Here is a 23,089-nt window from a genome sequence, read left to right on the forward strand (position 1 = left end):
ATGATGCTTGCCGCTTTCTTCGTCGTCGCCCTTGTCGCCCTCATCGTGCCGATGCAGCGCGGCGTGATGCGCGGCGCGGATGCGAAACTTCGCGCGCGATTCGATGCGGAAGGCCCGCGCGGCGACGCGTCGCGCCGGTTGATGCACGATGCGGGGTACCGCGTCTGAGTATCGACGTCGGGCGCAGGCCAGCCGAACTCTCGGGCCGGTACGGTGGCGATGCGGCGCGTTTAGCCCGCCGTCACCACTCGAACGAACGCCTGCGCGAGCACCGTCGGTTCGACCGGCAGCACCAGCGCGCACACCGATCTCGCATCCTCGTCCGAAATCGGCACGAACACGACGCCGTCGATCCCGATGCTCGCCATCCGCGCCGGCACGATCGCCACGCCCCGGCCGGCCGCGACGAGATTCAACATCGACGTCTTCGGCGACACGATCCGCGCGGCCGCCGGCACGAAGCCGCGCTTCAGGCACAGATCGATCACGACGCGCGCGAGGCCGCCGCGCTCCCGATACACGGCCGATACGAACGGCTCGCGCCGCAACCGCGCTATCGCGATGCGCTTGCGGCCCGCGAGCGGATGATCGACCGGCAGCGCCGCGCACAGGCGCTCGGCCGCCAGTTCGACGAAACGCACGCGTGCATCGCGCCGCAGCACCGGCAGGCGGACGATCCCGATATCGGCGTGGCCGTTCGCGATCTCCGTCACCTGATCCTCCGACGACGCACGATCGAGATCGATGCGCGCGCCCGAACAATCGCGCATGAAACGGTCGAGATCCGGCATCAGGCTGCTGACGGGCACGGTACTGGAATGCAGCAGCCGCAGCACGCCGGCCTCCCCGCGCGACAACTGCGCACCTTCGTCGGCGGCCGCCGTCAGCGTGGCCGGGATCGACGCCACGCGTTCGCGGTAGAGCGCGCCGGCCGGCGTGAGCCGCACGCCTCTCGGCTCGCGGTCGAACAGCACGAACCCGAGTTCGTCCTCGAGCTGGCCGATCTGCCGGCTGAGCGCCGACTGCGCGACATGGAGCGCACCCGCGGCCGGCGTGAAGCCGCCGAGATCCGCGACGGTCAGGAAATACTGGATTTGCCGGAGTGATGGCATGCCGAAACGAGATGGATGAGCGTCAGATTCGATATTTGCGTTATACCGGCGCGCTCCGCAGAATGAAAGCCCTCCATGCCGCCATCACCGTTGCGGCCATCCTTTCGGAGCGTTCATCCTCGTGGCTACCCTCCTGTCTTATCTGCTGGTCGTGGCGGCCGGCATCAGCGTTGCGTTGCAGCAGGTGCTCAACGCGAACCTGCGCGCGCAAATCGGCTCGCCGTGGTGGGCCGGCTCGGTCAGCTACCTCGTCGGCCTGGCCGCGATGCTGGCAGTCGCGTTGCTGTCGCCTCACCCGCGCCTGAGCGGCACGTTCTCCGGCGCGGGCTCGTGGTTCAGCTGGACGGGGGGATTGTTCGGCGCGGTATTCGTCGGCGTTGCGATCCTGATGGTGCCGCGATTGGGCGCGGCGACGACGCTCGCGCTGATCGTCGTCGGACAGATGACCGGCGCGCTCGTGTTCGACCACTTCGGCGTGCTGGGCATCGCTCAGCATTCCGCAAGCCCGATCCGCGTGGCCGGCGCGGCGTGCCTCATTCTCGGGGTCGTGCTGATCCGCGCTTGACGGCGGCGCGTGCGTACGTGACCGGCATATCGGCAACGCATGCACGCGCCGCGACGCTCACGCGGTGTTCATCATCACCGACTTGCTCTCCGTGTACTGGTCGATCACCGCGCGACCGAGTTCGCGGCCGAAGCCCGACTGCTTCATCCCGCCGAACGGCAACGCGTTGTCGAGCAGCGAGTGGCAGTTGACCCACACGGTGCCCGCGGCAATACGCGGGATCAGCTTGTGGATCGCCGCGAGATCGTTCGACCAGATGCTCGCGCCGAGGCCGTACGGCGTGTCGTTCGCGAGCTGCACGGCCGTATCGACGTCGTCGAACGGCATCGCGACGAGCACCGGCCCGAAGATCTCCTCGCGCACCACGCGCATCGCCTGCGTCGTATCGACCAGCACCGTCGGTTCGACGAAGAAGCCGGGGCCGTCGATCGCGCGGCCGCCCGCGGCGGCACGCGCGCCCTCGCCGAACCCCGAGTCGATGTACCCGCACACGCGCTCGCGCTGCTTCGCCGACACGAGCGGGCCGATCTGTGTCGCCGGGTCCATCCCCGGGCCGATCTTCAGGCTCGCGGCGATCTTCGCGACGCGCTCGATCACGCCGTCGAACACCTGCGAATGGATGTATGCGCGCGAACCGGCCGTGCACACCTGCCCCTGGTTGAAGAAGATCGCATTCGCCACGCCCAGCGCGGCCTTGTCGAGATCGACGTCGGGCAGCACGATCACCGGCGACTTGCCGCCGAGCTCCAGCGACATCCGCGTCATGTTGTCGAGCGCCGCGTAGCCGATCGTCTTGCCCGTCTGCGTCGACCCGGTGAACGCGATCTTGTCGATGCGCGGATCGCGCGACAGCGCCGCGCCGGCCGTGCGACCGTAGCCGGTGACGATATTGACGACGCCGTCCGGAAAGCCGGCCGCCTGGATCAGCTCACCGAGCCGCAATGCGCTCAGCGGCGTGTCTTCGGCGGGTTTCAGCACGATGGTGCAGCCGGTCGCGAGCGCCGGCGCGATTTTCCACGCGGCCATCAGCAACGGGAAATTCCACGGAATGATCGCCCCGACCACGCCGACGGGCTCCTTGCGCGTATAGGCGAAGATTTCGCTGTCCGGCAGGTACGGCATGCCGGCGTCGATCACGCTGCCTTCGATCTTCGTCGCCCAGCCGGCCATGTAGCGGAAGCACTGCGCGGCCATCGCGACGTCGAGCCCCTGCGCGACCATCACCGGCTTGCCGTTGTCGAGCGATTCGATCTCGGCCAGCTCGCGCGCATTGGCCTCGATCAGGTCGGCGAGCACGAGCATCAGGCGCTCGCGGTCGGTGGTCTTCGCAGTGCGCCACGGGCCTGCATCGAAGGCACGGCGCGCGGCCACGACCGCCTGCTGCACGTCGCGTTCGTCCGCTTCCGGCACGCGGGCGAGCACGGTGCCGTCGGCCGGGTTCACGACATCGAGCTGGCGGCCCGACGCGGCATCGCTCCACTCGGCGCCGATCAGCATCTGCTTCGGCTTCGCGAGAAACGCGCGCGTCGCGTCGAGCAACGCAAAGGTTTCGTTCGTCTCCATGTTCCTGTTTCCCTGATTCGTTGAGTGAGTCGGTCAGTAGCGATCCGCGACGCCGTCGATCCCGCGCGCCTGCAACGCACGGACGAGACCGGCGCGCACGGTCGCGACGTCGGACAGCGCGGGACGGCGGTGCGCGGCGACTTCGGCGGCCGTATAGGGCTTGAAGTCGCGCGGCAGCGCATCGCGGTTCATCGTCGTGAGCACCCAGTTCAGCACGTCGGCCAGTTCCCGATCCGACAGCGCCGAGTTCGACGCGCCGGGCACGCGCATCACGTACTCGCGCCCGGCCGGCAGATGCGTGAAATAGCCGAGCGAATTCGGGAGCGGCGGCACCTTGCCGGGAATGCCGCCGCCCGTCGCCGTGTGGCAACCCATGCAGTTGAGCACCCAGTGCTGCCGTGCGAGCGCGGCATCGGCCGCGTCGTCGGCCTGCGCGGGCATGGCGAACGCACCAGCCGCCGCGCCCGCCAGCAGCAGCCAGCACGAAAGCCGATGCGACAAACCGCCGAGCCACGACGACGACGCGCACCGCGTGCCGTGCACGGACGCGCGCACGCCGTTCACAGGCCGAGCCCCTTGATCACCACCGCGCGCTGCGCATGCACGGCCGTGCCGTCCATCTGCTTCGCTCGCGCCGCACGGATATCGGCCGCGGTGAACGGCTTCGCGTCGCCGTGCCGCGCGTTGAGGTCGAACACGACGTAGTTCAGCACGTGCGCGATGTCGTCGTCGCTCGCGCTCGCGAACGACGGCATCTTGAAGTTGTAGCGCTTGTCGTGCACCTCGATCTCGCCGAACATCCCGTGCAGCAGCGTCGCGATCAACTGCGCCCGCCCGGCTTCCGCCGCCGCGTACTTGCCCGGATACTCGGTCAGCGGCGGCGCGAGGCCGTCCTGCCCTTTCCCGCCCGCCTGGTGACACACCGCGCACTGCGCGTCGAACAGGCTTTTCCCGGCCGGGTAATGCACGATTTCCTGTGCGTGCGCCGCGTGCGGCAACGCGAACGCCGCGACGGCCGCCATGCACACAACGACGCCCTTTCCTGCTTGCTTCACTTTCATTGCTTCGCCGCTCCCAGCAGAACCGAAACCGAACAGTGGTAATTCGAATTACCGTTCGCCATGCACCAGTTGATGTCGTTGTTCAACGACAGCTTGTACAGCGGCTTCTCGCGCTCGTTGCGGTTGCAGAAGCACTTGCCGCACGATGTCTTGCCGCAGCAGTCGTTGTACGACACGATGTAGTCCGAACCGTCGTGCGGATTGCGGCAGGTGCCGATCCACGTGATCGGCGAAGGCGTCGTGCCCGGCGGGCAACTGCTCGACGTGCCGCCGCAGCAGCTGCAGAGCCAGCCGTCGATAGCGCAGTATTTCCAGTAGTCGCAGCTCGTCGGATCGTCGCTCGCGCCGGCACCGGATGCGCCTGACGCCCCTGATGGTGCATCGGCCGCATACGCGGTGCGGTCGACCGGCAGCAGCGGCAGCAGTGCCGACCCCACCAGCACCTTGCCGAGCCTTGCCATCGCGCTGCGCCGCGAACTGTGCTGCGCGACGCCGCGCGCCGACCGCTCGAACCATGAATCAAACACGCCCATGTCGTCGTTCTCCAATGACGTTGAAAAAGGTTCGGCCGGTCACGCGTGCTGCGCGTGTCCGTCGTGGGCATCGTGGCTATGATCGCCGTGCACGAACTGCTGCAGCGACGCGACGCCGCGCTCCTTCGCCTCGAACAGGCTCTCGAGATGCTCGCGCGTGTTGACGAGCCCCTTCGCGCGCACGGTGCCCGTTTCGTCGAGCAGCACCGCATACGGCAGCTTGCCGATCTGGTACGCGAGGCCGAGCTCCTGCGACAGCACGTACGGGAAGCGCCCGAGGTCGTGCTTTCGCGCGAAGCGCGTGTGTTCGTCGGCATCGCCGTCGCTCGCGAGCACGATGTTCACCGGCGTCGCCTCGCTGGCCTGCAGCGACGGCAGCAGCGGCAGCAGCTTCTTGCAGACGGGGCACGTCGGCGACAGGAAGAACAACAGCGTGGCCTTGCCCGCCGCGTCGATGCCGCCGACCTTCACCTGCGCGCCGCGCATGTCGGTCAGTTCGAATGTCGGCGCGATCGCGCCGACCGCCGGCCCCTTGTCGATCATCAGCGCGCCGGCCGGCATGATGCGTTCGTACAGGATGCCGACCTGGCGCACCAGCGCGAGGCAGATCGCGCCGAGCGCGAGGACGGCCACCCACAGCAGGGCGGTGGAGACGGTGAGAGCGGTTTGCATCATGAATTCCTCAGGTGGGAAAGGCGCGGGACGTTGGCGAGCAGCACGTCGACGGTGAGCAGCGCGCAGACGATCAGCAGCACGGAGAAGAACAGCGTCAGGTAGTCGAACCACACGACGGCGCGCGTGCCCGGCTCGACGAACGCGGTCGCGGCCAGCGCGACGAGCAGCAACACGCGGCCGACATGCAGCCAGCCGATGCCGCGCGGGGCGTCGGCTCGGGCGGCGGTGAAGCCGGAACAACCGCAGTCGATGTCGGTGTGGCCGCGCAGCAGGTTGATCGCGAGCCCGGCCGCGAACGCCAGGAGCAACGCGATCAGGCCGGTCGCGCCGGCCGTGCGCGTATCGGGAAACAGCAGCGCCACGGCGGCGACCGCTTCCGCGAGCGGAATTGCGAACGCGACGGGCGCGGTCAGCGCATCGGGCAGCAGCCGGTAGCCGGCGAGCGCCTGGCGGAACGCGGCGGGCCGGCGCATCTTCGCGAAGGCGCCGAGCAGCACGACGGCGGCCGCGCCGGCCTGCGCGCTGGTGGCGAGTACGGGATCGACGGTCATCGCGGCCTCACGGGTTGACGAGCAGCGTCGACGTATTGCCGACCTGCTTCTCGACGTGCAGCAGCTTGCCGCTACGCGCGTCCATCACGACGAGGTCGGAGGTCGCCGTCAGCCCGTAGAACAGCGGCTTGTCGTCCTCGCTGACCTGGATCGACACGAGCGGCTCGACCTTCAGCTGCGCGAGATCCCAGCGCGCGACGCGCTGCTTCGACTTCAGGTCGACCACCCACACCTGCGTGCCCGGGTCCTTGTGCGAGCCGTCGGTGCCCTTGTGCATCAGCACGTAGTAACGGTTCTGCTTCGCCTGCACAGCCGTCTGCTGCATGCCGCCCGGGCGCCAGCCTTCGGCGCGCTCGGCGTCCGTCAGCAGCGGCCACGGCTTGCCGAACGCCGGCTTGTCGCCGCTGAAATCGGCGCTGCGCACGTTGCCGCCGTAGGTGGTGAACAGGTATTCGCCCTTGTACCGCGACGCGTTCACGAACGCCGGGTCCTTGTCGACGTCGATGAATGCCTCCGACATCGTGCGCTTCGTCTCCTTGCCGTTCGCGTCGAGCGTGACGGTCAGCGCCTTGCCGCTTTCGCACAGCGCGGTGAAGCGGTCGTTACCCGACGGATACGCAAGCACGCACGCGGCCGTGTCGATCTCCGACAGCACCTTCTTCGAGACGGCGTCGATCACCGTCACCGATGCGGACGGCGTGATGTTCGCGACGTACAGCCGCTTGCCGTCGGCGCTGAATGCGGTGTTGTACGGCGACGGCACGTGCTGCGCGTGCTTCGCCGGAATCACGATCTCGCCCGCGTGATCGAGCGTCGTGTTGTCGATCATCTCGACGACGTCGGTGCGCGTGCCGTGCGAGCCGCGCGAGAAATAGGTCGTCGCGACGAAGCTGGTCTTGCGGTCGGGCGAGATCGCGAAGCCGGGGCCGAAGCCGCCGTCGATCTGGCCGAGCAGCTTCTTCGCATCGGCGTCGTACACGTAGATGCGCCCGTCGGTCATCGACGGCATCGAGATGTCGACGATATAGACCTCGTGCGGATGCCATGGCGGCATCTTCTGCACGACCAGTTCCTCGGGTTTTTCCGCCGCGTTCGCGCCGCCGGCCCATGCCGCTGCCAACGCCAGCGTCGCCGCGAGCGCCGCGGTTCGTCGCCTTGTCCTCATGCCGCCTCCAGTGGGAATTCACGTTATGTGGGGCGACTGTAGTTCGACAATAAAACCGTCCAGCACCCGGACCGGCAACGCGTACGTGCCGATTCGGGATATTGGAAATGCGCGTGAAAGCCGTCTGCCCCGCGCCCCTTCCGACCCTCTGCAGCACGTGTCCGGAATAGCGCTCCTCCTTATTGCGCCGACCGCTCGGCCGGTTTAATCTTGCGCGGTCCGAACGACCGCCGGAGGCGCCGTGCTCGTGTTACATCAGAGGTTCGACGACGCAGACCGGCATGCCGAGGCGCTGCGCGGCTGGGATCAGCGTTACGACCAGATCGGGTCCGGCGCGTATCGCAGCGCGGTCAAGCACGCGGTGCTCGACGGCGTGCAGCTGTTCCAGGAAACGGCGAACGTGCGCATCATCCAGCGCGGATGTTTGCCGCACGGCCATACGGTGTTCGGGATGCCGCTCACCGGCTCCGGCACCTTCGCGTTCGGCGGTGCGCGCCTCGAGCGCGGCACGATCGTGATGGCGCGGGGCGGCATACCGTTCGAACTCCATTCACCCGACGACATGTCGCTGATCGGCGTGGTCGTCGAACCCGGATTGATGCAGCAGATCGAAGATGCCGCCGACGTCCGGCTGGACGCACGCGCGCTGCGACGCGGCGTCGTCGAGGTGCCGGTCGCCGCGCGCGAACGCGCGAGCGTGCAGCTCGCGACGCTGCTCGAACGCGTGCTGTCGGCGCCCGATACGTTCGACGCGGCACGCGCGCAGTGCGCGATCCGCGCCGACGTCGGCAACGTGCTCGTCGATCTCCTCACGTACCGGATGCCCGAGCCGTCGAACCGGCTCACGCACGCCTGCCACGCCGACATCGTGCGCCGCGTGCACGACTACGTGATCGAGCACCCGGAAGCGCCCGTCGACATCCTGAGCCTGTGCACGCAACTGCGCGTGAGCCGGCGCACGATGCAGAACAGCTTTCAGTCGGTCGTGCAGACGAGTCCGCTCAACTACACACGCTCGCTGCGCCTCGCGCAGGTCCGACGCCTGCTGCTCGACACGCGGCAATCCGACCTGCCGATCAGCGAGGCGGCCGCACGCTGGGGCTTCCTGCATCTCGGACATTTCGCGAGCGTGTACAAGGCCCAGTTCGGCGAATTGCCGTCGGCGACGGCCCGCCGGACGGTGCATCGCGCAAAAACGCGCTGAACGCCGGCAAAAAACCCGCGATAATTCCGGCTTGACCGTTCGGCGCCCGCGAGCCGGGCGCGGCCCGCGCCGGCCCGCTCGCCGCGTCGCGCGTCGCGCGACGACCACCTGCTTCCACCCCACGCCCCGATGCCCGAGGATTTCCACTTCCTGCTGCTGCCCGGCTTCTCCGCGCTCGGCTTCATGTCCGCGGTCGAGCCGCTGCGCGTCGCGAACCGCTTTCGCACCGAGCTGTATCGCTGGCACGTGATCAGCGCGGACGGCGCGCCCGTCGCCGCGAGCAACGGCATTCCGGTCGCCGCCGAAGCCGCGTGCGCGGACGTCCCGCAGGTCGATACGGTGTTCGTCGTCGCGGGCTTCGATCCGCTCGTGTGCTACACGCGCACGCTCGGCGACTGGCTGCGCCGCCAGCACCGGCATGGTGCGACGCTCGGCGGCATCGACACGGGCAGCTTCGTGCTCGCGGAAGCCGGGCTGTTCGACGCGTCGCAGCCGCTCACGCTGCACTGGGAAGCGCTGGCCGCGTTCCGCGAGCGCTATCCCGGCCTGAACGCGACGCAGGAGCTGTTCGAGATCGACGACCGGCGCATCACGTGCGCGGGCGGCACCGCGTCGATCGACATGATGCTCGACCTGATCGGCCGCCGGCACGGCGCCGATCTCGCGGCGGCGATCTCCGAGCAGTTCGTCGTCAGCCGCATCCGGCAGCGCTCGGACAGCCAGCGGCTCGAGATCGCCGCGCGCTACGGCGTGCACAACCGCAAGCTGATCCAGGTGATCGGCACGATGCAGCGGCACATGGAGAACCCGCTCGGCTCGGACGCGCTCGCGCAGGAAGTGTCGATCACGCGGCGCCAGCTCGAACGACTGTTCAGCGCGACGCTGAACGACACGCCGACGCGCTTCTACCTGAACCTGCGCCTCGATCGCGCACGCGAGCTGCTGCAGCAGACCGACATGAGCATCACGTCGGTGTGCGTCGCGTGCGGCTTCGAATCGCCGTCGCATTTCTCCCGTACCTATCGCGCACGATTCGGGATGAGCCCGCGCAGCGACCGGCGTGCGACACGCTGATCGTCACGGCTTTTGATCACAATCCGACGCGGTATTGCACGTTCCGGCAGCGTTTCCCGCCGCTCGCTGAACAATGCCGGCAATTGATCGACCAACCGAAGCGGTCGTCGAAAATAATTTGGAATGTCGATGAAAATATTCTGTAACATATCAAACAAAGTTAGATAGGCAGCCTAACGACACGCCTGCTGCATCTCGGCGCACGTCGCGCCACGCAGGCTGCCCACCGATATCCAATATCGATCCGAGGGGTATGACATGACGATGCTCGCTTCGCCGTCACCGCACCTGCCTGCCGTTCGCATCCCTTCACGCGCGTCTCCCTCTTTGCCTGCCCGCTTCTTTTCGACCTGACATTTAGTCCTCCTTAGTCAGTCGATACTCCCCACACCGCTTCGCCGCACCGGTTCCATCGAACCGGCGCGCGGGCCGTGTCGTGCCTGCTCGCCACGAGCGCGCGGGCGTGTCCAACCGTTGAGATGAGGATCACGTATGCAGACATCACGCAAAGCATTGCCGCTCGCCCTGAGTCTCGCGCTCGGTTTCGGCATCGTCGGCGGCACCCTGGCCGATACGAAAGTGTCGAATCCGCAGGCCGCCAGCCTGCGCGAAAGCCTGACGCGCGGCGTCGCGCCGCCGGCCGCGAAAGCCGATACGGCCGTCGGGCAATTCCGCGCGGACGGCGTCGCCGTCACGCTGTACAACCCGGCCTGGCGCGTCAAGAAAGCCGCCGCGACGCCCGCCGCCACCGCTCGCGACTTCGTCGCGTCGCAAGCGGCGCAGCTCGGCCTCGACGCGGCGGCGCTCGCGAGCCTCGTCGTCACGTCGGAACGCAACGATGCCGACTTCACCGTCGTGCGCCTGCAGCAGCAGGCTGCCGGGCTACCCGTGTACGGCAGCGACATCGCGGTGACCGTCGCGAAGGACGGCCGCATCCTGTACGTCGCGAGCAACACGATCGGCGGCGTGGTCGCGACGACGCGCAAGTCGCAGGCCGTCGACCAGCAGCAGGCGCTCGACCGCGCCCGCGCGTATCTCGGCGTGAGCGGCTTCACGCATCTCGATGCGCAACTCGTCGCGTTCGTCGACAAGGCCGGCACGCATACCGCGTGGAAGGTGCGCGGCCGCCCGCAGGACGGCCCGAAGGGCGATTGGGAACTGCTGATCGATTCGGGCAGCGGCGAAGTGCTGCGCGCCGAGGACAAGGCGTTCTACGCGACCGACGGCACCGGCTTCGTGTTCCGCCCCGATCCGCTGTCGCCGACGAAGAGCAGCTACGGCAGCACCGGCTACAAGGACAGCAGCGACGCCGATTCGACGCAACTCACGGCCGCACGCGTGCGCGTGACGCTGAAGGAGCTCGCGCAATCTGGCACGCGCTACACGCTGACGGGCCCGTACGCGGCATGCGTCGATTTCGATGCGCCGCTCGACAAGGCGTGCCCGTCGCAGTCCACGCCCGCGTTCGAATTCACGCGCGGCAACCTGTATTTCGAGGCCGTGAACGTGTACTACCACATCGACACGTTCCTGCGGTACGTGAACCAGACACTCGGCATCAAGGCGCTGCCGTACCAGTACACGGGCGGCGTGCAGTACGACCCGCACGGCGAATCGGGCGACGACAACTCGTCGTATTCGTCGAGCAGCGGCCGGCTGACCTTCGGGCAAGGCGGCGTCGACGACGCGGAAGACGCGGACGTCGTGATCCACGAGCTCGGCCACGGTATCCATGACTGGATCACCAACGGCGGCCTGTCGCAACAGGAAGGCTTGTCGGAAGGCACCGGCGACTATCTCGCCGCCGCGTACAGCCGCGACTTCAACCAGTGGAGCCCGTCCGACGCGCAGTATCACTGGGTCTACAACTGGGACGGTCACAACGAGTTCTGGGGCGGCCGCGTGACCAACTGGAACGTCGGGCGCACCTATGCGCAGGCCCGCGGCGCGGAGATCCACACGGCCGGCCAGTACTGGGCGTCGTGCAACCTCGTCGCGCGCGATGCGATCGGCGCGCAGGCGATGGACAAGGCGTTCCTGAAGGGGCTGTCGATGACCAACAGCTCGACCAACCAGAAGGCGGCCGCCCAGGCCGTGCTGACAGCCGCCTCCGCGCTCGGCTACAGCAGCGCGCAGCTCACCGCGATCGGCAACGCGTACAACAAGAGCTGCACGTACGGCGTGACCGTTCCGCAGAAGTCGTAATGCCGCAGCAGGCGGGAGCGCGTCACACGACCTGCGGCGCGCTCCCTTCTCCGACATCGCCATCCCCATGAGATCGAACATGCCTACTCTGAAACCGACCCGCCTGAGCGCCGCGCTGGGCGGCATGCTGCTGACCGCCGCCGCGCACGCGACGCCCGTCTGGATCACGCTCGGCGACACCGCGTTCCGCCAGCTTCAACGCATCGATGCGACCGCAACCGCGCAATACAGCACGAGCGTCGATGCCGGCAAGGCGGCCGACGGCGCCGCGCGCCGCGAAACCGTTCACGTCGTCGAGATCGACGATACCCGGCTCGGCGAGCTGGCCCACGCGGTCCACCACACGCGCGGCCACGGGCCCGGCTACGTCGTTCACGATTCGTTCGACGACGCGCGGCAGGCGCTGCAACCGTTGCCGGCGACGCTCGCGAAACAGGCCGCCGCCCCCGCGTATACGGTGTCGAACGTGCCGCAGATCGGCACGTGGGTCCAGCAACTGCAGGCCAGCAACATCGTCGGTACGATCACGTCGCTGTCCGGTTTCACGAACCGCTACTACACGACGTCGCACGGCGTCGCCGCATCCGACTGGCTCGCACTGCAATGGAAGCAGCTGGCGGGTTCGCGTGCCGACATCGCCGTCGAACAGTTCGCACATACGGGTTTTCCGCAGAAATCCGTGGTCCTGACGATCCGCGGCAGCGATCCGGCCGCGGGCACCGTCGTGCTCGGCGGCCACCTCGATTCGACCGTCGGCCGCACGACGGAGAACACGCGCTCGCCCGGCGCCGACGACGATGCGTCGGGCATCGCCAGCCTCACCGAGGCGCTGCGCGTGCTGCTCGCGAACGACTACCGGCCGAAACGGACCATCAAGTTCGTCGGGTATGCGGCCGAGGAAGCCGGCCTGCTGGGTTCGAAGGCGATCGCGAAGCAGTTCCGCGCGCAGAATGCGAACGTGGTCGGCGTGCTGCAGCTCGACATGACGAACTACAAGGGCGATCCGAAGGATATCTACCTGATCACCGACTACACGAGCGCGGCGCAGAACACCTACGTGAAGAATCTGGCTGCGACCTACCTGCCGGAGCTTGCGATCGGCACGTCGCAGTGCGGGTATGCGTGCTCGGACCACGCGTCGTGGAATGCGCAGGGGTATCCGGCATCGTTCCCGTTCGAGGCCGACCAGAACGACAGCCCGTACATCCACACGGTGAACGACACGCTGGAGAACTCGGATCGACAGGCCAACCATGCACTGAAGTTCGGCAAGCTGGCGCTGGCCTATGCGGTCGATCTCGGCGGCATTGCCGGCGCGACGGTCAAGCACTGAGCGCTCTTCATCGAGCGATTGTCGCGTTCGGCGACGAAACGGGCGTTCACCCGCACGGGTGCGCCCGTTCGAATACGTTGTCTCCGGCCGGCTAGAATCGTCGTTCGACCACTCGCTACACGCTTGCCCATCATGACCGAACCCACTCGCTCCATCGACGACCTGTCGCCCGCCCGCGTCACGACCGCGTTCGACCTGCCCGGCCATACGACCGTTCACTCGCTCGGCGTCGCACAGGGCATCGTCGTGCGCTCGCGCTCGATCGTCGGCTCGTTCGGCGCGTCGCTGCAGACGATCTTCGGCGGCAACATCACGCTCTATACGTCGCTGTGCGAGAAGGCGCGCGAGCAGGCGTTCGACAAGATGCTCGCCGATGCGCGCAAGCTCGGTGCGAATGCGATCGTCGCGATGCGCTACGACTCGACCGAGATCGGCTCGGGCGTGACCGAAGTCATCTGCTACGGCACCGCCGTGCGCGTGACGCAGGACGCGTGACGTGTGATGCGCGTCACGCGTCGCGTTCGAGCGACTTCATGTTCGTGAGCTGCGGAAAGAGCCGCATCCACGCCAGCGCGACGGCGACCGTCGCCGCGCCGCCGACGACGATCGCGGCCGGCGCGCCCCACCACGCAGCCGTCACGCCCGATTCGAATTCGCCGAGCTGGTTCGACGTGCCGATGAACAGCGAGTTGACCGCGCTCACGCGGCCGAGCATGTCGTCGGGCGTGCGCAGTTGCACGAGCGACAGGCGCACCACGACGCTGATCACGTCCGATGCGCCGAGCGCGGCCAATGCCACGAGCGACAACGCGAAGTGCCGCGACAACCCGAACACGATCGTCGCGATGCCGAACGCGATCACGCCGCCGAACATCGCGCGGCCCGGCCGCCCCTTCAACGGAAAACGCGTGAGCCACAGCGTGCCCGCGAGTGCGCCGACCGCCGGCGCCGCGCGCAGCGCCCCGAGCCCCCACGGGCCGACCTGAAGGATGTCGCGCGCATAGATCGGCAGCAGCGCGGTCGCGCCGCCGAACAGCACCGCGAACAGGTCGAGCGACAGCGCGCCGAGAATCGCCGGCTCGCGCCGGATGAACGCGATGCCCGAGAACACCGAGCGCAGCGTGACCGGCTCGCGGGCGGGCGGCGCGCTGCGCAGCGGAATCGTGCCGCTCAGCATCGCCGCGACCGCGAATGCCGCGACGCTCGTGCCGAACGCGACGGGTGCGCCGACACCATAGAGCAAGCCGCCGAACGCGGGCCCGAGGATTTGCGCGGCCTGGTTCGCCGACGTCGACAGCGCGGTCGCGCGCGGCAGGTCGGTGCGCGGCACGACGGCCGGCAACAGCGACGACACCGACGGCGACTCGAACGCACGCGCCGTGCCGACGATCGCCGCGAGCGCATACACGGCCGGCGCGGCCAGCCACCCTTGCACCGCGCCGAGCAGGAACACGCCGGCGGCCAGTGCCTCGACGCTCTGGCAGATCGTCGCGATGCGCCGGCGGTCGTAGCGGTCGGCCACCTGCCCGACGACGAGCGTCAGCGCGAACATCGGCACGAACTGCGCGAGGCCGACGAGACCGAGTGCGAACGCGCTGTGCGTGAGCGCATACACGTACCAGCCGATCGCGACCGACAGGATCTGAAAGGCCAGCGACGACATCACGCGCGCGCCCCAGAAACGCTGGAACGGCGCGTGGCGAAACAGGTTGGCGGGTAACGGGGATAACGGACTGGAATCGGGCACGGGGGTGGTCATCGGGTTCTCGGCGGTCGGCGGTGCGCACCGCAGCCGTTCGGGAAAACAACGACGCACGCGAGTGCGTGCGGCAACGGTGCGGACGCGGCCAAATCGCGATGATATGCCAACCGCCGAAAACCGGCCGACCGCCGGCCCCGAGCGCCATCACAAAAAAAAGCGCGAACCGCGGTTCGCGCCAAAGAGAGACCTCGCTGAAGACGTCACACCATCCCGCCACTCCGCTCAGAACGAATGCCGCATCCCGATCCGCACGTCGGCCTGCGTCTGCGTCGTCGACGGCGTGAAGCTGTAGCCGACCACCGCATCGACGCCCTGCGACGCGCGCAGGTAATCGCCGGAGATGTAGATGTCGGTACGCTTCGACAGCAGGTAATGCAGGCCCGCCGTGCCCTGGTTCCAGTGATGGCCTTCGAAGCGCGTGTGCTGGTAGCCCGCGATGAAACTCAGCGCCGGCGTGAACTGGTACAGGCCGCCGCCTTCGTACACCTGCATGTGCGACGACTGGCCGAAGCCCTTGATCGTCGTGTACGAGTAGTTGGCGTCGAGCGTCAGCTTGCCGATCGTGTAGCTCGTGCCGATGCCGAACGTGCCCTGGCTGTCGACGTCCATCGGCGTGTTCGCGAACAGGTCGGTGCGCGCGCCGGTCGCCGGATCGACGGTGACCGTCTGCTGGCCGAGGAACGTGTGCGTGCCGATCATCGCGTACGGGTCGAACGCGTAGATGCCGTGCGGGTTGTTCAGGCGCGTGTACGCGGCGCCGATCGAGAAGTCGCCCTTCGTGAAGCTCGCGCCCGCGCTCCATGCGCTGTCGCGGTGGAAATTGCCCGCGACGTTGCCGAACGAGTACATCGCGCCGAACTTGAAGCCGTTCAGGTCGTTCGACAGGAACTTCACCGAGTTCGGCAGGCGGTCGCCGTTGAAGCGGTCGAAGTCGCCCTGGTGGATCGCATAGCCGCTGCCCCACGCCGAGATGTTGTAGATCGATACGAGTTCGTTCGTGATGTCGAGCTGGTTGCCGAACGACAGCGTGCCCCAGTCGTTCTGCAGCCCGACATACGCCTGCCGGCCGAATTCCGCGCCGCCGAAGCCGAGTTGCCCGTTGCCGAGACGGAAGCCGCTCTCGAGCGTGAACACGGCCTTCAGGCCGCCGCCCAGGTCTTCGGTGCCCTTGAGGCCGAAGCGGTTCCCGTAGGCGACGCCGTCGTCGAACTTGACCACGTGCGAACCGCCCGTGTTGTTCACGTACGTGATACCCGCGTCGAGAATCCCGTACAGCGTCACGCTGCTTTGCGCATGTCCGACGGCGGGAATACAGGCCGCGCATGCAAGCGCGGCGGCTACGGCAACTTTCGTATGCTTCATTATCGACCACCCTCCCTGAACCGTTCGATGGATAGAATCTCGTCCCGACGCGTGCCGCGATGCGCCGGTGGATTCGAATTCAGACCGCCCCGCTGGCTTCGGTATTTCGTTTTCCGCAATAACGCAGCCATTGGCGAAAAATACAAACCCATATTTCAGGTCACCCGTCTGAAGGCGACACTAAATGGTCGCCATGCGACGGATCGGGAAAACACGTAGACGGGCGGCACGGTAAACATCGGCCGCCCGGAGGGAGGGAATCAACGGCCGTCGAGGGCCGCGCGCACGGCCGGCAGGCCCGGTGCGCCGGCCGCCGTCGTCACGCCGTCGAGCCAGCCGGCGACCAGCGCCGGCTCGGCCTTCAGCGCATGTTGCGCCGCGAGCGCGGGCGAGATCTTGTTGTCGAGCATGTCGGCGATCATCCGGTTCTCGACGTCGACGGAGAACGTCATCTGCCGGAACAGCCGCGCGAGATTCGTGCACTGGCCGGCGAACCCGGCACGCGCGACCGTGTTGACCGTCGCGCCGCCGTAGTTCGGGCCGAAGTACGCATCCCCGCCCGACAGATACGTCAGATGAAACTTCGTGTTCATCAGATGCGGCTCCCACGCGAGAAACACGATCCAGCGCTTGTCGCGCACCGCGCGCTCGACCTGCGTGAGCATGCCCGTCTCGCTCGATTCGACGAGCGACCAGTTCGCGGCCCCCAGTACGTGGTCGGACAGCATCCGCTTGATGTTCTGGTTCGCGGGCGCGCCGGGCTCGATCCCGTAGATCTTGCCGCCGAAGCGGTCCGCGTAGCGCGCGAGATCGGCGAACGTGTGCACGCCGGCCGCGGCCACGTAGTCGGGCACCGCGAGCGTGAATTTCGCACCACTCAGGTTCGCATGCAGCACGTCGATCGATTTCTCGTCGACGAACGGCTTCACGAGCGGCGCCTGCGCGGGCATCCAGTTGCCGAGGAACACGTCGACCTGCCCTTTCTTCAACCCCTGGTACGTGATCGGCACCGACAGGTTCGCCACGTCCTGCCGGTAGCCGAGCGCCTTCAGCACGACGCCCGCCATCGCGTTCGTCGCGTCGATGTCGGTCCAGCCGGGCGCCGCCATCTTCACGGCGTCGCACGTCTGCGGATCGGCGGCATGCGCCGGCTGCGCCGCCACGCACGCGGCGGCGGCAAGCGCCGCGCCGATCCTTCGGATTGCTGCATTGCATTGCCGTTTCATCGTCCGCTTCCTCCGTCGTTCATGAATGTTCGCACCGTCGGACGCTCAGCGCCCGACGCGCGGAAAACGCGCCATCGCCTCGAGCGTGTCGAGTTCGATGTGATTGCGCATGTAGCGCTGGCTCGCGTCGGTGAACGGCTGCCAGTCCCACGCGTGGATGCGGCCCTGGGTCGTCGCCGCGTAATGGAAGCGTCGGCGCCGCTGGCTCGCGCGCACCTGCCGGTCCAGTTCGGGCAGGTTCCAGCGCTGCGCGGCCTCCGCGCGGAACGCGGCGAGCACGTCGGCGGCTTCCGGCTGCCCGGCCAGGTTCGTCAACTCGCGCGGGTCGTCCGACAGGTTGTAGAGCTGGTCGGGATCGGCCGGGCAATGCACGTATTTCCAGTCGCCGCGCCGGATCATCACGACCGGCGCAAGCGCGCCTTCCGCGAGGTATTCGCCGAGCGCGACATCGTGCGCGGGCGTGCCGTGCAGGTGCGGCACGAGGCTCGCGCCATCGACCGGGTCCGGCCAGCCGCCGGCGGGCGTGGCGCCGGCCAGCTCGACGAGCGTCGGCAGCAGGTCGACGTGCGACACGGGCCCGCGCACCCGCGCGGCGCCGAAGCGGCCCGGCGCATGCACGATCAGCGGCACGCGGCAGCCGCCTTCGAAGAACGTCATCTTGTACCAGAGCCCGCGTTCGCCCAGCATGTCGCCGTGGTCGGACGTGACGATCACGATCGTGTCGTCGGCGAACCCGCATTGCTCGAGCGCGGCCAGCACGCTGCCGAACTGCGTGTCGACGTAGGACGTCGCGCCGTAATACGCGCGGCGGGCGGCGCGGATCTGCGCGTCGGTCGGCGGCGTGCGGTCGTTCTCGCAGACGAAGCGCAGCCGCTGCGAATGCGGATCGCTTTCGGCCGCATCGAGCCGCACGGCCGGCATGTCGATGTCTTCGTCGCGGTACAGATCCCAGTATTCGCGCGTGATCGCATACGGGTCGTGCGGATGGGTCAGCGACACGACCATGCAGAACGGCCGCGCATCGTGCCCGGCCGCACGCTCGCGCGCGACGTCGTACAGCTTCTGTTTCGCGGCGAACGTCACTTCGTCGTCGAAGTCGAGCTGGTTCGTGCGCACGCACGGGCCGGCATCGAGCACCGAGCTCATGTTGTGATACCAGCTCGGCCGCTCGGTCGGCTGGTCCCAGTCCGGCACCCAGCCGAAATCGGCCGGATAGATGTCGGTCGTGAGGCGCTCCTCGAAGCCGTGCAACTGGTCGGGCCCGCAGAAATGCATCTTGCCGGACAGCATCGTCCGGTAGCCGCCCGCGCGCAGGTAGTGTGCGAACGTCAGCGTTTGCGCCGGCAATTCGGCGGCGTTATCGTAGGCGCCGATCCCCGACGGCAGCTTGCCGGTCAGCAGCGAGAAGCGCGACGGCGCGCACAGCGGGCTCGCGCAGTACGCGGCGTCGAACACCACGCCCTCGGCGGCGAGCCGGTCGAGCGTCGGCGTACGGGCGACGCGGTTGCCGTAGGCCGGCAGCGCGAACGGCGTGAGCTGGTCGGCCATCAGGATCAGGATGTTGGGTTTCGGGTTCGTCATCGGCGATCGTGGGGAAAGCGGTGTTCGAATGGAACGACGCGCCGCCTTGGCAGCGAGACGTCCGGCATGACGGAGGCGGTCCGCAGAAACTGCCGCGCGCAGGGGCCGCGCTGGCTAGAATTGCCGAATGCATTGCGCGGCGGCGCGCGAAGCGCATGTGCCGTACCGTCCGCTGCACTATCGCCCGCCCGAATTCACGCGGGTAGGCGTCCGGCCCTTATGGGGCCATTAGAGGGACTTATGTCGAAACCCGAACCGTTACCGTCGATGCAGGCGCTGCGCGCGTTCGAATCGGCTGCCCGGCTGGCGAGCTTCACGGCCGCCGCGCGCGAGCTCGGCTCGACGCAGCCGGCCGTGAGCCAGCAGGTGTTCCAGCTCGAAGCCGAACTCGGCGTGCCGCTGTTCGAACGCAGCCCGCGCGGCGTCACGCTGACGGCCGACGGCCAGTGCCTGTACGAAGCCGTGCGGCTGAGCCTCGACACGCTGCGCGGCGCAACCGCGACGTTGCGCGCGCGCCGCGAGCACGGCGCACTCACGATCGTCACCGACTTCGGTTTCGCGACCTACTGGCTGATGCCGCGCCTGGCCGGGCTGAAACGCGTGATGCCGGACGTCGACGTGCGCGTCGTCACGTCACAGGATTACGACGCGCAACGCGACCACGGCGACATCGCGGTCCTGTTCGGCGACGGCCACTGGCCGTCGTGCACGGCCGCGCGGCTGTTTCCGGAATCCGTCACGCCCGTCTGCTCGCCCGCGTTCCGCGATGCGCACCGGGGCGTCGCGCGGGCCGAGCACCTGCTCGCGCTGCCGCTGCTGCACGACAGCCAGCGCTCGGGCTCGAATCGCCGGCCGCCACCCGCGGCGTGACCTTCAACAGCTATGCGCTCGTGATCCATGCGGCGCTGCTCGGCGAAGGCGTCGCGCTCGGCTGGGCGCCGCTCGTCGACGAACTCGTCGCGGCCGGCCAGCTCGTGAAGCTGGTCGATGCGCCCGTCGTCACGTCGCGCGGCTACTTCCTGGTGCGCCCGCCACAGCGGCCCGAGCCGGACGCGACCCACGTGTTCCGGCGCTGGCTGCTCGACGCGTGCGCGGCGGCCTGACGCAGCACGCGCCTTCGCGTCCGTTCCGCTTCTCCGCGCCCCTTCCTCGCTCCCGCCCGCTGGCGCACCGATACCAGCCACACGGCGCGTTGGTTCTATCCGCGCCGAAATCGTCCTGATTTACTTGAGCCTCCCGCTACCCGCGCGGCGCGGCGCTGTCGTGCGCCGCCGCGCGGCCGTGCGCCCTGCCATCCGAGGAGTCTCATGACCGCCGAGCACCGCCCCGATCAATTCGTCCTGACACTGTCGTGCCCGAGCGCGGCCGGTCAGGTCGCCGCCGTCGTCGGCTTTCTCGATCGCCATCGCTGCTACGTCGATGCGCTGAACGTGTTCGACGACGATCTCAGCAACCGCTTCTTCGTGCGCTGCGTCTTTCATCCGACGGATGAAACGCTGCAGATCGACGCGCTGCGCCAGGAATTCGCGCCAATCGCGGCCGGACTCGGCGGCCACGATGGCGACAACCAGTGGGCGATCCACGACGTCAATGCACGGCCGAAGGTGCTGATCATGGTGTCGAAGCTCGAGCACTGCCTCGCGGATCTGCTGTTCCGCTGGCGCATGGGCGAGCTGAAGATGGACATCGTCGGCATCGTGTCGAACCATCCCGATTTCGAGCCGCTCGCCGCGCAGCACGGGCTGTCGTTCCGCCACTTCCCGATCACGGCCGACACCAAGGCGCAGCAGGAAGCGCAATGGCTCGACTTCTTCGAATCGAGCGGCGCGGAGCTCGTGATCCTCGCGCGCTACATGCAGGTGCTGTCGCAGGAGACAAGCGCGAAGCTCGCGAACCGCGCGATCAACATCCATCACTCGTTCCTGCCCGGCTTCAAGGGCGCGAAGCCGTATCACCAGGCGCATGCGCGCGGCGTGAAGCTGATCGGCGCGACCGCGCACTTCGTGACCGACGATCTCGACGAAGGCCCGATCATCGAGCAAGTCGTCGAGCGCGTCGATCATGCGCTGCGGCCGGAGCAGTTGCTCGCGGTGGGGCGCGACGTCGAAAGCCTCACGCTCGCGCGGGCGGTGAAGGCGTTCATCGAGCGGCGGGTATTTTTGAACGGCGACCGGACGGTGGTGTTTCCGTAAGCGGGCGGCGGCCGCACCCGAACGCGGCGGAAACGAACAAGGCCCAACCGGCGTGTAACCGGCTGGGCCTTTTTGTCGTCGTGCGACGGCGGCGCGCCCGCCTTACCGCATCACTTCACCCACGCGAAGTAATACGACAACCAGATCGTCAACGCCGCGCCGATCAGCGCCGCATACGGCATCAGGCTCAGCCATGGCGCGCGCTTCGGCACTTCCAGTTCCATATCCCGCTGCATCTGTGCGGGGAAACGGCCGCGATCTTGCCAGTAGTGGCGGAACAGGAACACCGGCACGATCAGCAGCATCGCGATCAGCCCGTTGCGCAGCGTGCCTTCGCCCTGCAGGTTCGCGCCCGCGCCGACGTAGACGAGGTTCGCGTAACCGCAGATCGCGCCGCCGACGAGCAGCCAGGTCGGGCAGCGAAACGGCCGATCCCAGTTGCCGCGATCCATCCGGTGGATCCAGCCCGACTGGAGATTCAGGAATACGAACAGCATGTAGCAGACGTTCGAGATCGACAGCACCGTCATGTAGTCCGACATCATCAGCAACACGAGGTTGAAGCCGAGGTCGGTCCACATCGCGCGCGTGGGCGAGCCATGCTCGTTCACATGCGACAGGTACTTCGGCAGCCAGCCGTCGACCGATGCCTGGTACAGCGTGCGGGACGAACCCATCATCGACGTCATCACGATCAGCAGGATCGACAGCATCAACATCACGACGACCGCATTCGCGACCCACGCGCCGCCGCCGACGATCTTCGCCATCGCGGCCGCGACGCCGGTGCCGTCGCCGATCGACGGATCGAGCATCGCCTGCGTGCCGAGCGCGCCCTGGAACGCCATCGGCACGAGCGTCATCACGACCAGACACAGTGCGCCCGACCAGAAGATCGCCTTCGCGGTGTCGCGACGTGGATCGCGGAACTCACGCGTGTAGCAGACGGCCGTCTCGAAACCGTACGAGGCCCAGCCAGCCATGAACATCGCGCCGAGCGCCATCGTCACGCCCTGCCCGTTCCACGAACCGAAGCTCGCGGCCGTGAGGTTGCCCTGCGCGTCGTGACCGAGCGGCAAGAGCGGGAGCAGGTTCGACATCGGCACGTCGCCGGTGACGAACGGTACGATGCCGACGATCAACAGCGGCGTGAGCGATGCAATGCCGAGAATGCGCTGCGTACGTGCAGCCTTCGACGCACCGCTGTGCTGAAGCTTGAACGTGATGAGAAGCAGAATCGTCGCGATGATGAACGTCGCGTTGATCCGCAGGGACAGACCCGGCTTGATGAACCCGAGATCCGCAACCTTGAGCTGCCAGTGCAGCACCGCCGCATTGGCGGGAAAGAGACTCGTGAGCGCGTAGCTCGCCGCGAGGCCGCAGCCGAGTGCAAGCATCGGCGACCACGCGAGCCAGTTGCACCACACGGAAACCGGGGCAATCAGCTTGCTGTAACGCACCCAGCCAATCGCGCCATACACCGACGCGCCGCCCGATTTATGGGGAAATAGCCCGGATATTTCCGCATAAGTCGCGCTTTGAATCAGCCCCATCGTGATCGCGGCGATCCAGATCGCCCACGCGGGCTGGCCGATCGTCGCGCATACGCCGCCGATCGTGAACAGCACGCCTGCCGGCACGCCGCTCGTCACCCAAAAAGCGTCTTTCCAGGTCAGGCCACGGTGCAGCGTATGGCCCGTCGAATCATGTGAGATGGTTGCCTCAACATCACTGGTGCGATTAGCACGCAGTCCTGCCTGACTCATCCAGTTCCTCCTCTCGATCAGTGTTAGCGCGTTGGCGCTTACGCTGCTCCGATACAAAGCAGATGACTCCGCACAAGGGCGCTAGTGTAACAACTTACGCGCTTTTTTGCAGAATCCGCAAAAGAATTCCGGGATATGACCGCATTTCATCCATATTAT

General features: G+C 67.4%; 21 protein-coding genes and 1 pseudogene. 9 read left to right on the top strand and 13 right to left on the bottom strand.

Going from position 1 to position 23,089, the window contains the following annotated elements; all coding sequences use genetic code 11:
- Nucleotides 1–168 carry a hypothetical protein gene (locus tag H3O04_RS02810; protein ID WP_162595446.1) on the top strand — a complete coding sequence of 56 codons (168 nt, stop codon included), beginning with the start codon at nt 1–3 and terminating at the stop codon, nt 166–168.
- A gap of 62 nt (nt 169–230) precedes the next feature.
- Here the strand turns inward: H3O04_RS02810 and H3O04_RS02815 are convergent, their stop codons facing one another.
- Nucleotides 231–1,112, bottom strand: a complete 882-nt coding sequence (locus H3O04_RS02815; RefSeq protein WP_202587099.1) for a LysR family transcriptional regulator — start codon at nt 1,110–1,112, stop codon at nt 231–233.
- A gap of 121 nt (nt 1,113–1,233) precedes the next feature.
- Here H3O04_RS02815 and H3O04_RS02820 point away from each other — a divergent pair, with 121 nt between their 5' ends.
- A complete protein-coding gene (locus tag H3O04_RS02820; protein WP_006480683.1) occupies nt 1,234–1,677 on the top strand; it encodes a DMT family transporter in 444 nt (147 codons plus the stop codon).
- A gap of 57 nt (nt 1,678–1,734) precedes the next feature.
- On the opposite strand, the gene H3O04_RS02825 is transcribed toward H3O04_RS02820, so the two are convergent.
- Genes H3O04_RS02825 through H3O04_RS02855 form a run of 7 tightly spaced genes read right to left on the bottom strand, consistent with a single transcriptional unit; the run spans nt 1,735 to nt 7,225 of the window.
- Nucleotides 1,735–3,240 (bottom strand): aldehyde dehydrogenase family protein, encoded by a 1,506-nt coding sequence (locus H3O04_RS02825; RefSeq protein WP_105797896.1) that lies wholly within the window; start codon nt 3,238–3,240, stop codon nt 1,735–1,737.
- 33 nt (nt 3,241–3,273) lie between these two features.
- Complete coding sequence (locus H3O04_RS02830) at nt 3,274–3,804, bottom strand: cytochrome c (protein WP_202587100.1); 531 nt, start codon at nt 3,802–3,804, stop codon at nt 3,274–3,276.
- A complete protein-coding gene (locus H3O04_RS02835) occupies nt 3,801–4,301 on the bottom strand; it encodes a c-type cytochrome (protein ID WP_202587101.1) in 501 nt (166 codons plus the stop codon). The genes H3O04_RS02830 and H3O04_RS02835 overlap by 4 nt, the downstream gene beginning before the upstream one ends.
- Nucleotides 4,298–4,834 carry a methylamine dehydrogenase light chain gene (locus H3O04_RS02840; RefSeq protein ID WP_006480680.1) on the bottom strand — a complete coding sequence of 179 codons (537 nt, stop codon included), beginning with the start codon at nt 4,832–4,834 and terminating at the stop codon, nt 4,298–4,300. Before H3O04_RS02840 ends, H3O04_RS02835 begins: the two co-directional genes overlap by 4 nt.
- Nucleotides 4,835–4,873: 39 nt before the next feature.
- Nucleotides 4,874–5,509: a methylamine dehydrogenase accessory protein MauD gene (mauD, locus tag H3O04_RS02845; RefSeq protein WP_034175181.1), complete on the bottom strand. Its 636-nt coding sequence runs from the start codon at nt 5,507–5,509 to the stop codon at nt 4,874–4,876.
- Nucleotides 5,506–6,060, bottom strand: a complete 555-nt coding sequence (locus tag H3O04_RS02850; protein ID WP_006480678.1) for a MauE/DoxX family redox-associated membrane protein — start codon at nt 6,058–6,060, stop codon at nt 5,506–5,508. The genes mauD and H3O04_RS02850 overlap by 4 nt, the downstream gene beginning before the upstream one ends.
- Before the next feature lie 7 nt (nt 6,061–6,067).
- On the bottom strand, nt 6,068–7,225 hold the full coding sequence (locus H3O04_RS02855; RefSeq protein WP_006480677.1) for an amine dehydrogenase large subunit: 1,158 nt from the start codon (nt 7,223–7,225) through the stop codon (nt 6,068–6,070).
- Between the two features lie 241 nt (nt 7,226–7,466).
- Between H3O04_RS02855 and H3O04_RS02860 the strand changes: the two genes are divergently transcribed.
- The 5 genes from H3O04_RS02860 to H3O04_RS02880 all read left to right on the top strand — a co-directional run bounded on the left by H3O04_RS02860 (nt 7,467) and on the right by H3O04_RS02880 (nt 13,536).
- On the top strand, nt 7,467–8,429 hold the full coding sequence (locus tag H3O04_RS02860; RefSeq protein WP_023475641.1) for a helix-turn-helix domain-containing protein: 963 nt from the start codon (nt 7,467–7,469) through the stop codon (nt 8,427–8,429).
- Nucleotides 8,430–8,558: 129 nt separating this feature from the next.
- Nucleotides 8,559–9,503: a GlxA family transcriptional regulator gene (locus H3O04_RS02865; RefSeq protein ID WP_006480675.1), complete on the top strand. Its 945-nt coding sequence runs from the start codon at nt 8,559–8,561 to the stop codon at nt 9,501–9,503.
- 492 nt (nt 9,504–9,995) lie between these two features.
- Complete coding sequence (locus H3O04_RS02870; protein WP_202587102.1) at nt 9,996–11,708, top strand: M36 family metallopeptidase; 1,713 nt, start codon at nt 9,996–9,998, stop codon at nt 11,706–11,708.
- Nucleotides 11,709–11,787: 79 nt separating this feature from the next.
- A complete protein-coding gene (locus tag H3O04_RS02875) occupies nt 11,788–13,041 on the top strand; it encodes a M20/M25/M40 family metallo-hydrolase (RefSeq protein ID WP_202587103.1) in 1,254 nt (417 codons plus the stop codon).
- A gap of 132 nt (nt 13,042–13,173) precedes the next feature.
- A complete protein-coding gene (locus H3O04_RS02880; RefSeq protein ID WP_006480671.1) occupies nt 13,174–13,536 on the top strand; it encodes a YbjQ family protein in 363 nt (120 codons plus the stop codon).
- Between the two features lie 13 nt (nt 13,537–13,549).
- On the opposite strand, the gene H3O04_RS02885 is transcribed toward H3O04_RS02880, so the two are convergent.
- The 4 genes from H3O04_RS02885 to betC all read right to left on the bottom strand — a co-directional run bounded on the left by H3O04_RS02885 (nt 13,550) and on the right by betC (nt 18,972).
- The gene (locus H3O04_RS02885; protein WP_034175179.1) at nt 13,550–14,800 is read right to left on the bottom strand and encodes an MFS transporter; all 1,251 of its coding nucleotides are present in this window, start codon (nt 14,798–14,800) and stop codon (nt 13,550–13,552) included.
- A 225-nt stretch (nt 14,801–15,025) separates the two neighbouring features.
- On the bottom strand, nt 15,026–16,165 hold the full coding sequence (locus H3O04_RS02890; RefSeq protein WP_006480669.1) for a porin: 1,140 nt from the start codon (nt 16,163–16,165) through the stop codon (nt 15,026–15,028).
- 260 nt (nt 16,166–16,425) lie between these two features.
- Nucleotides 16,426–17,391, bottom strand: a complete 966-nt coding sequence (choX, locus tag H3O04_RS02895; protein WP_124477600.1) for a choline ABC transporter substrate-binding protein — start codon at nt 17,389–17,391, stop codon at nt 16,426–16,428.
- Between the two features lie 45 nt (nt 17,392–17,436).
- A complete protein-coding gene (gene betC / locus H3O04_RS02900; protein ID WP_202587104.1) occupies nt 17,437–18,972 on the bottom strand; it encodes a choline-sulfatase in 1,536 nt (511 codons plus the stop codon).
- Between the two features lie 240 nt (nt 18,973–19,212).
- Here betC and H3O04_RS36615 point away from each other — a divergent pair.
- Nucleotides 19,213–20,075 (top strand): annotated as a pseudogene (locus H3O04_RS36615) (choline sulfate utilization transcriptional regulator).
- Between the two features lie 204 nt (nt 20,076–20,279).
- Nucleotides 20,280–21,164: a formyltetrahydrofolate deformylase gene (gene purU / locus H3O04_RS02910; protein WP_023475635.1), complete on the top strand. Its 885-nt coding sequence runs from the start codon at nt 20,280–20,282 to the stop codon at nt 21,162–21,164.
- A gap of 110 nt (nt 21,165–21,274) precedes the next feature.
- Here purU and H3O04_RS02915 read toward each other — a convergent pair whose 3' ends face one another.
- The gene (locus H3O04_RS02915) at nt 21,275–22,930 is read right to left on the bottom strand and encodes an APC family permease (RefSeq protein WP_011547105.1); all 1,656 of its coding nucleotides are present in this window, start codon (nt 22,928–22,930) and stop codon (nt 21,275–21,277) included.
- Nucleotides 22,931–23,089: the final 159 nt, after the last annotated feature.

This window comes from Burkholderia sp. KCJ3K979, assembly GCF_016759955.1.
Taxonomy (GTDB): domain Bacteria; phylum Pseudomonadota; class Gammaproteobacteria; order Burkholderiales; family Burkholderiaceae; genus Burkholderia; species Burkholderia orbicola.

Excerpts from the sequence above, each read along its gene's own strand:
- H3O04_RS02810 (WP_162595446.1), top strand. The coding sequence starts at position 1 with ATGATGCTTGCCGCTTTCTTCGTCGTCGCCCTTGTCGCCCTCATCGTG.
- H3O04_RS02815 (WP_202587099.1), bottom strand. The coding sequence starts at position 1,112 with ATGCCATCACTCCGGCAAATCCAGTATTTCCTGACCGTCGCGGATCTC.
- H3O04_RS02825 (WP_105797896.1), bottom strand. The coding sequence starts at position 3,240 with ATGGAGACGAACGAAACCTTTGCGTTGCTCGACGCGACGCGCGCGTTT.
- H3O04_RS02835 (WP_202587101.1), bottom strand. The coding sequence starts at position 4,301 with ATGAAAGTGAAGCAAGCAGGAAAGGGCGTCGTTGTGTGCATGGCGGCC.
- H3O04_RS02840 (WP_006480680.1), bottom strand. The coding sequence starts at position 4,834 with ATGGGCGTGTTTGATTCATGGTTCGAGCGGTCGGCGCGCGGCGTCGCG.
- mauD (WP_034175181.1), bottom strand. The coding sequence starts at position 5,509 with ATGATGCAAACCGCTCTCACCGTCTCCACCGCCCTGCTGTGGGTGGCC.
- H3O04_RS02850 (WP_006480678.1), bottom strand. The coding sequence starts at position 6,060 with ATGACCGTCGATCCCGTACTCGCCACCAGCGCGCAGGCCGGCGCGGCC.
- H3O04_RS02855 (WP_006480677.1), bottom strand. The coding sequence starts at position 7,225 with ATGAGGACAAGGCGACGAACCGCGGCGCTCGCGGCGACGCTGGCGTTG.
- H3O04_RS02865 (WP_006480675.1), top strand. The coding sequence starts at position 8,559 with ATGCCCGAGGATTTCCACTTCCTGCTGCTGCCCGGCTTCTCCGCGCTC.
- H3O04_RS02870 (WP_202587102.1), top strand. The coding sequence starts at position 9,996 with ATGCAGACATCACGCAAAGCATTGCCGCTCGCCCTGAGTCTCGCGCTC.
- H3O04_RS02875 (WP_202587103.1), top strand. The coding sequence starts at position 11,788 with ATGCCTACTCTGAAACCGACCCGCCTGAGCGCCGCGCTGGGCGGCATG.
- H3O04_RS02880 (WP_006480671.1), top strand. The coding sequence starts at position 13,174 with ATGACCGAACCCACTCGCTCCATCGACGACCTGTCGCCCGCCCGCGTC.
- H3O04_RS02885 (WP_034175179.1), bottom strand. The coding sequence starts at position 14,800 with ATGACCACCCCCGTGCCCGATTCCAGTCCGTTATCCCCGTTACCCGCC.
- H3O04_RS02890 (WP_006480669.1), bottom strand. The coding sequence starts at position 16,165 with ATGAAGCATACGAAAGTTGCCGTAGCCGCCGCGCTTGCATGCGCGGCC.
- choX (WP_124477600.1), bottom strand. The coding sequence starts at position 17,391 with ATGAAACGGCAATGCAATGCAGCAATCCGAAGGATCGGCGCGGCGCTT.
- betC (WP_202587104.1), bottom strand. The coding sequence starts at position 18,972 with ATGACGAACCCGAAACCCAACATCCTGATCCTGATGGCCGACCAGCTC.
- purU (WP_023475635.1), top strand. The coding sequence starts at position 20,280 with ATGACCGCCGAGCACCGCCCCGATCAATTCGTCCTGACACTGTCGTGC.
- H3O04_RS02915 (WP_011547105.1), bottom strand. The coding sequence starts at position 22,930 with ATGAGTCAGGCAGGACTGCGTGCTAATCGCACCAGTGATGTTGAGGCA.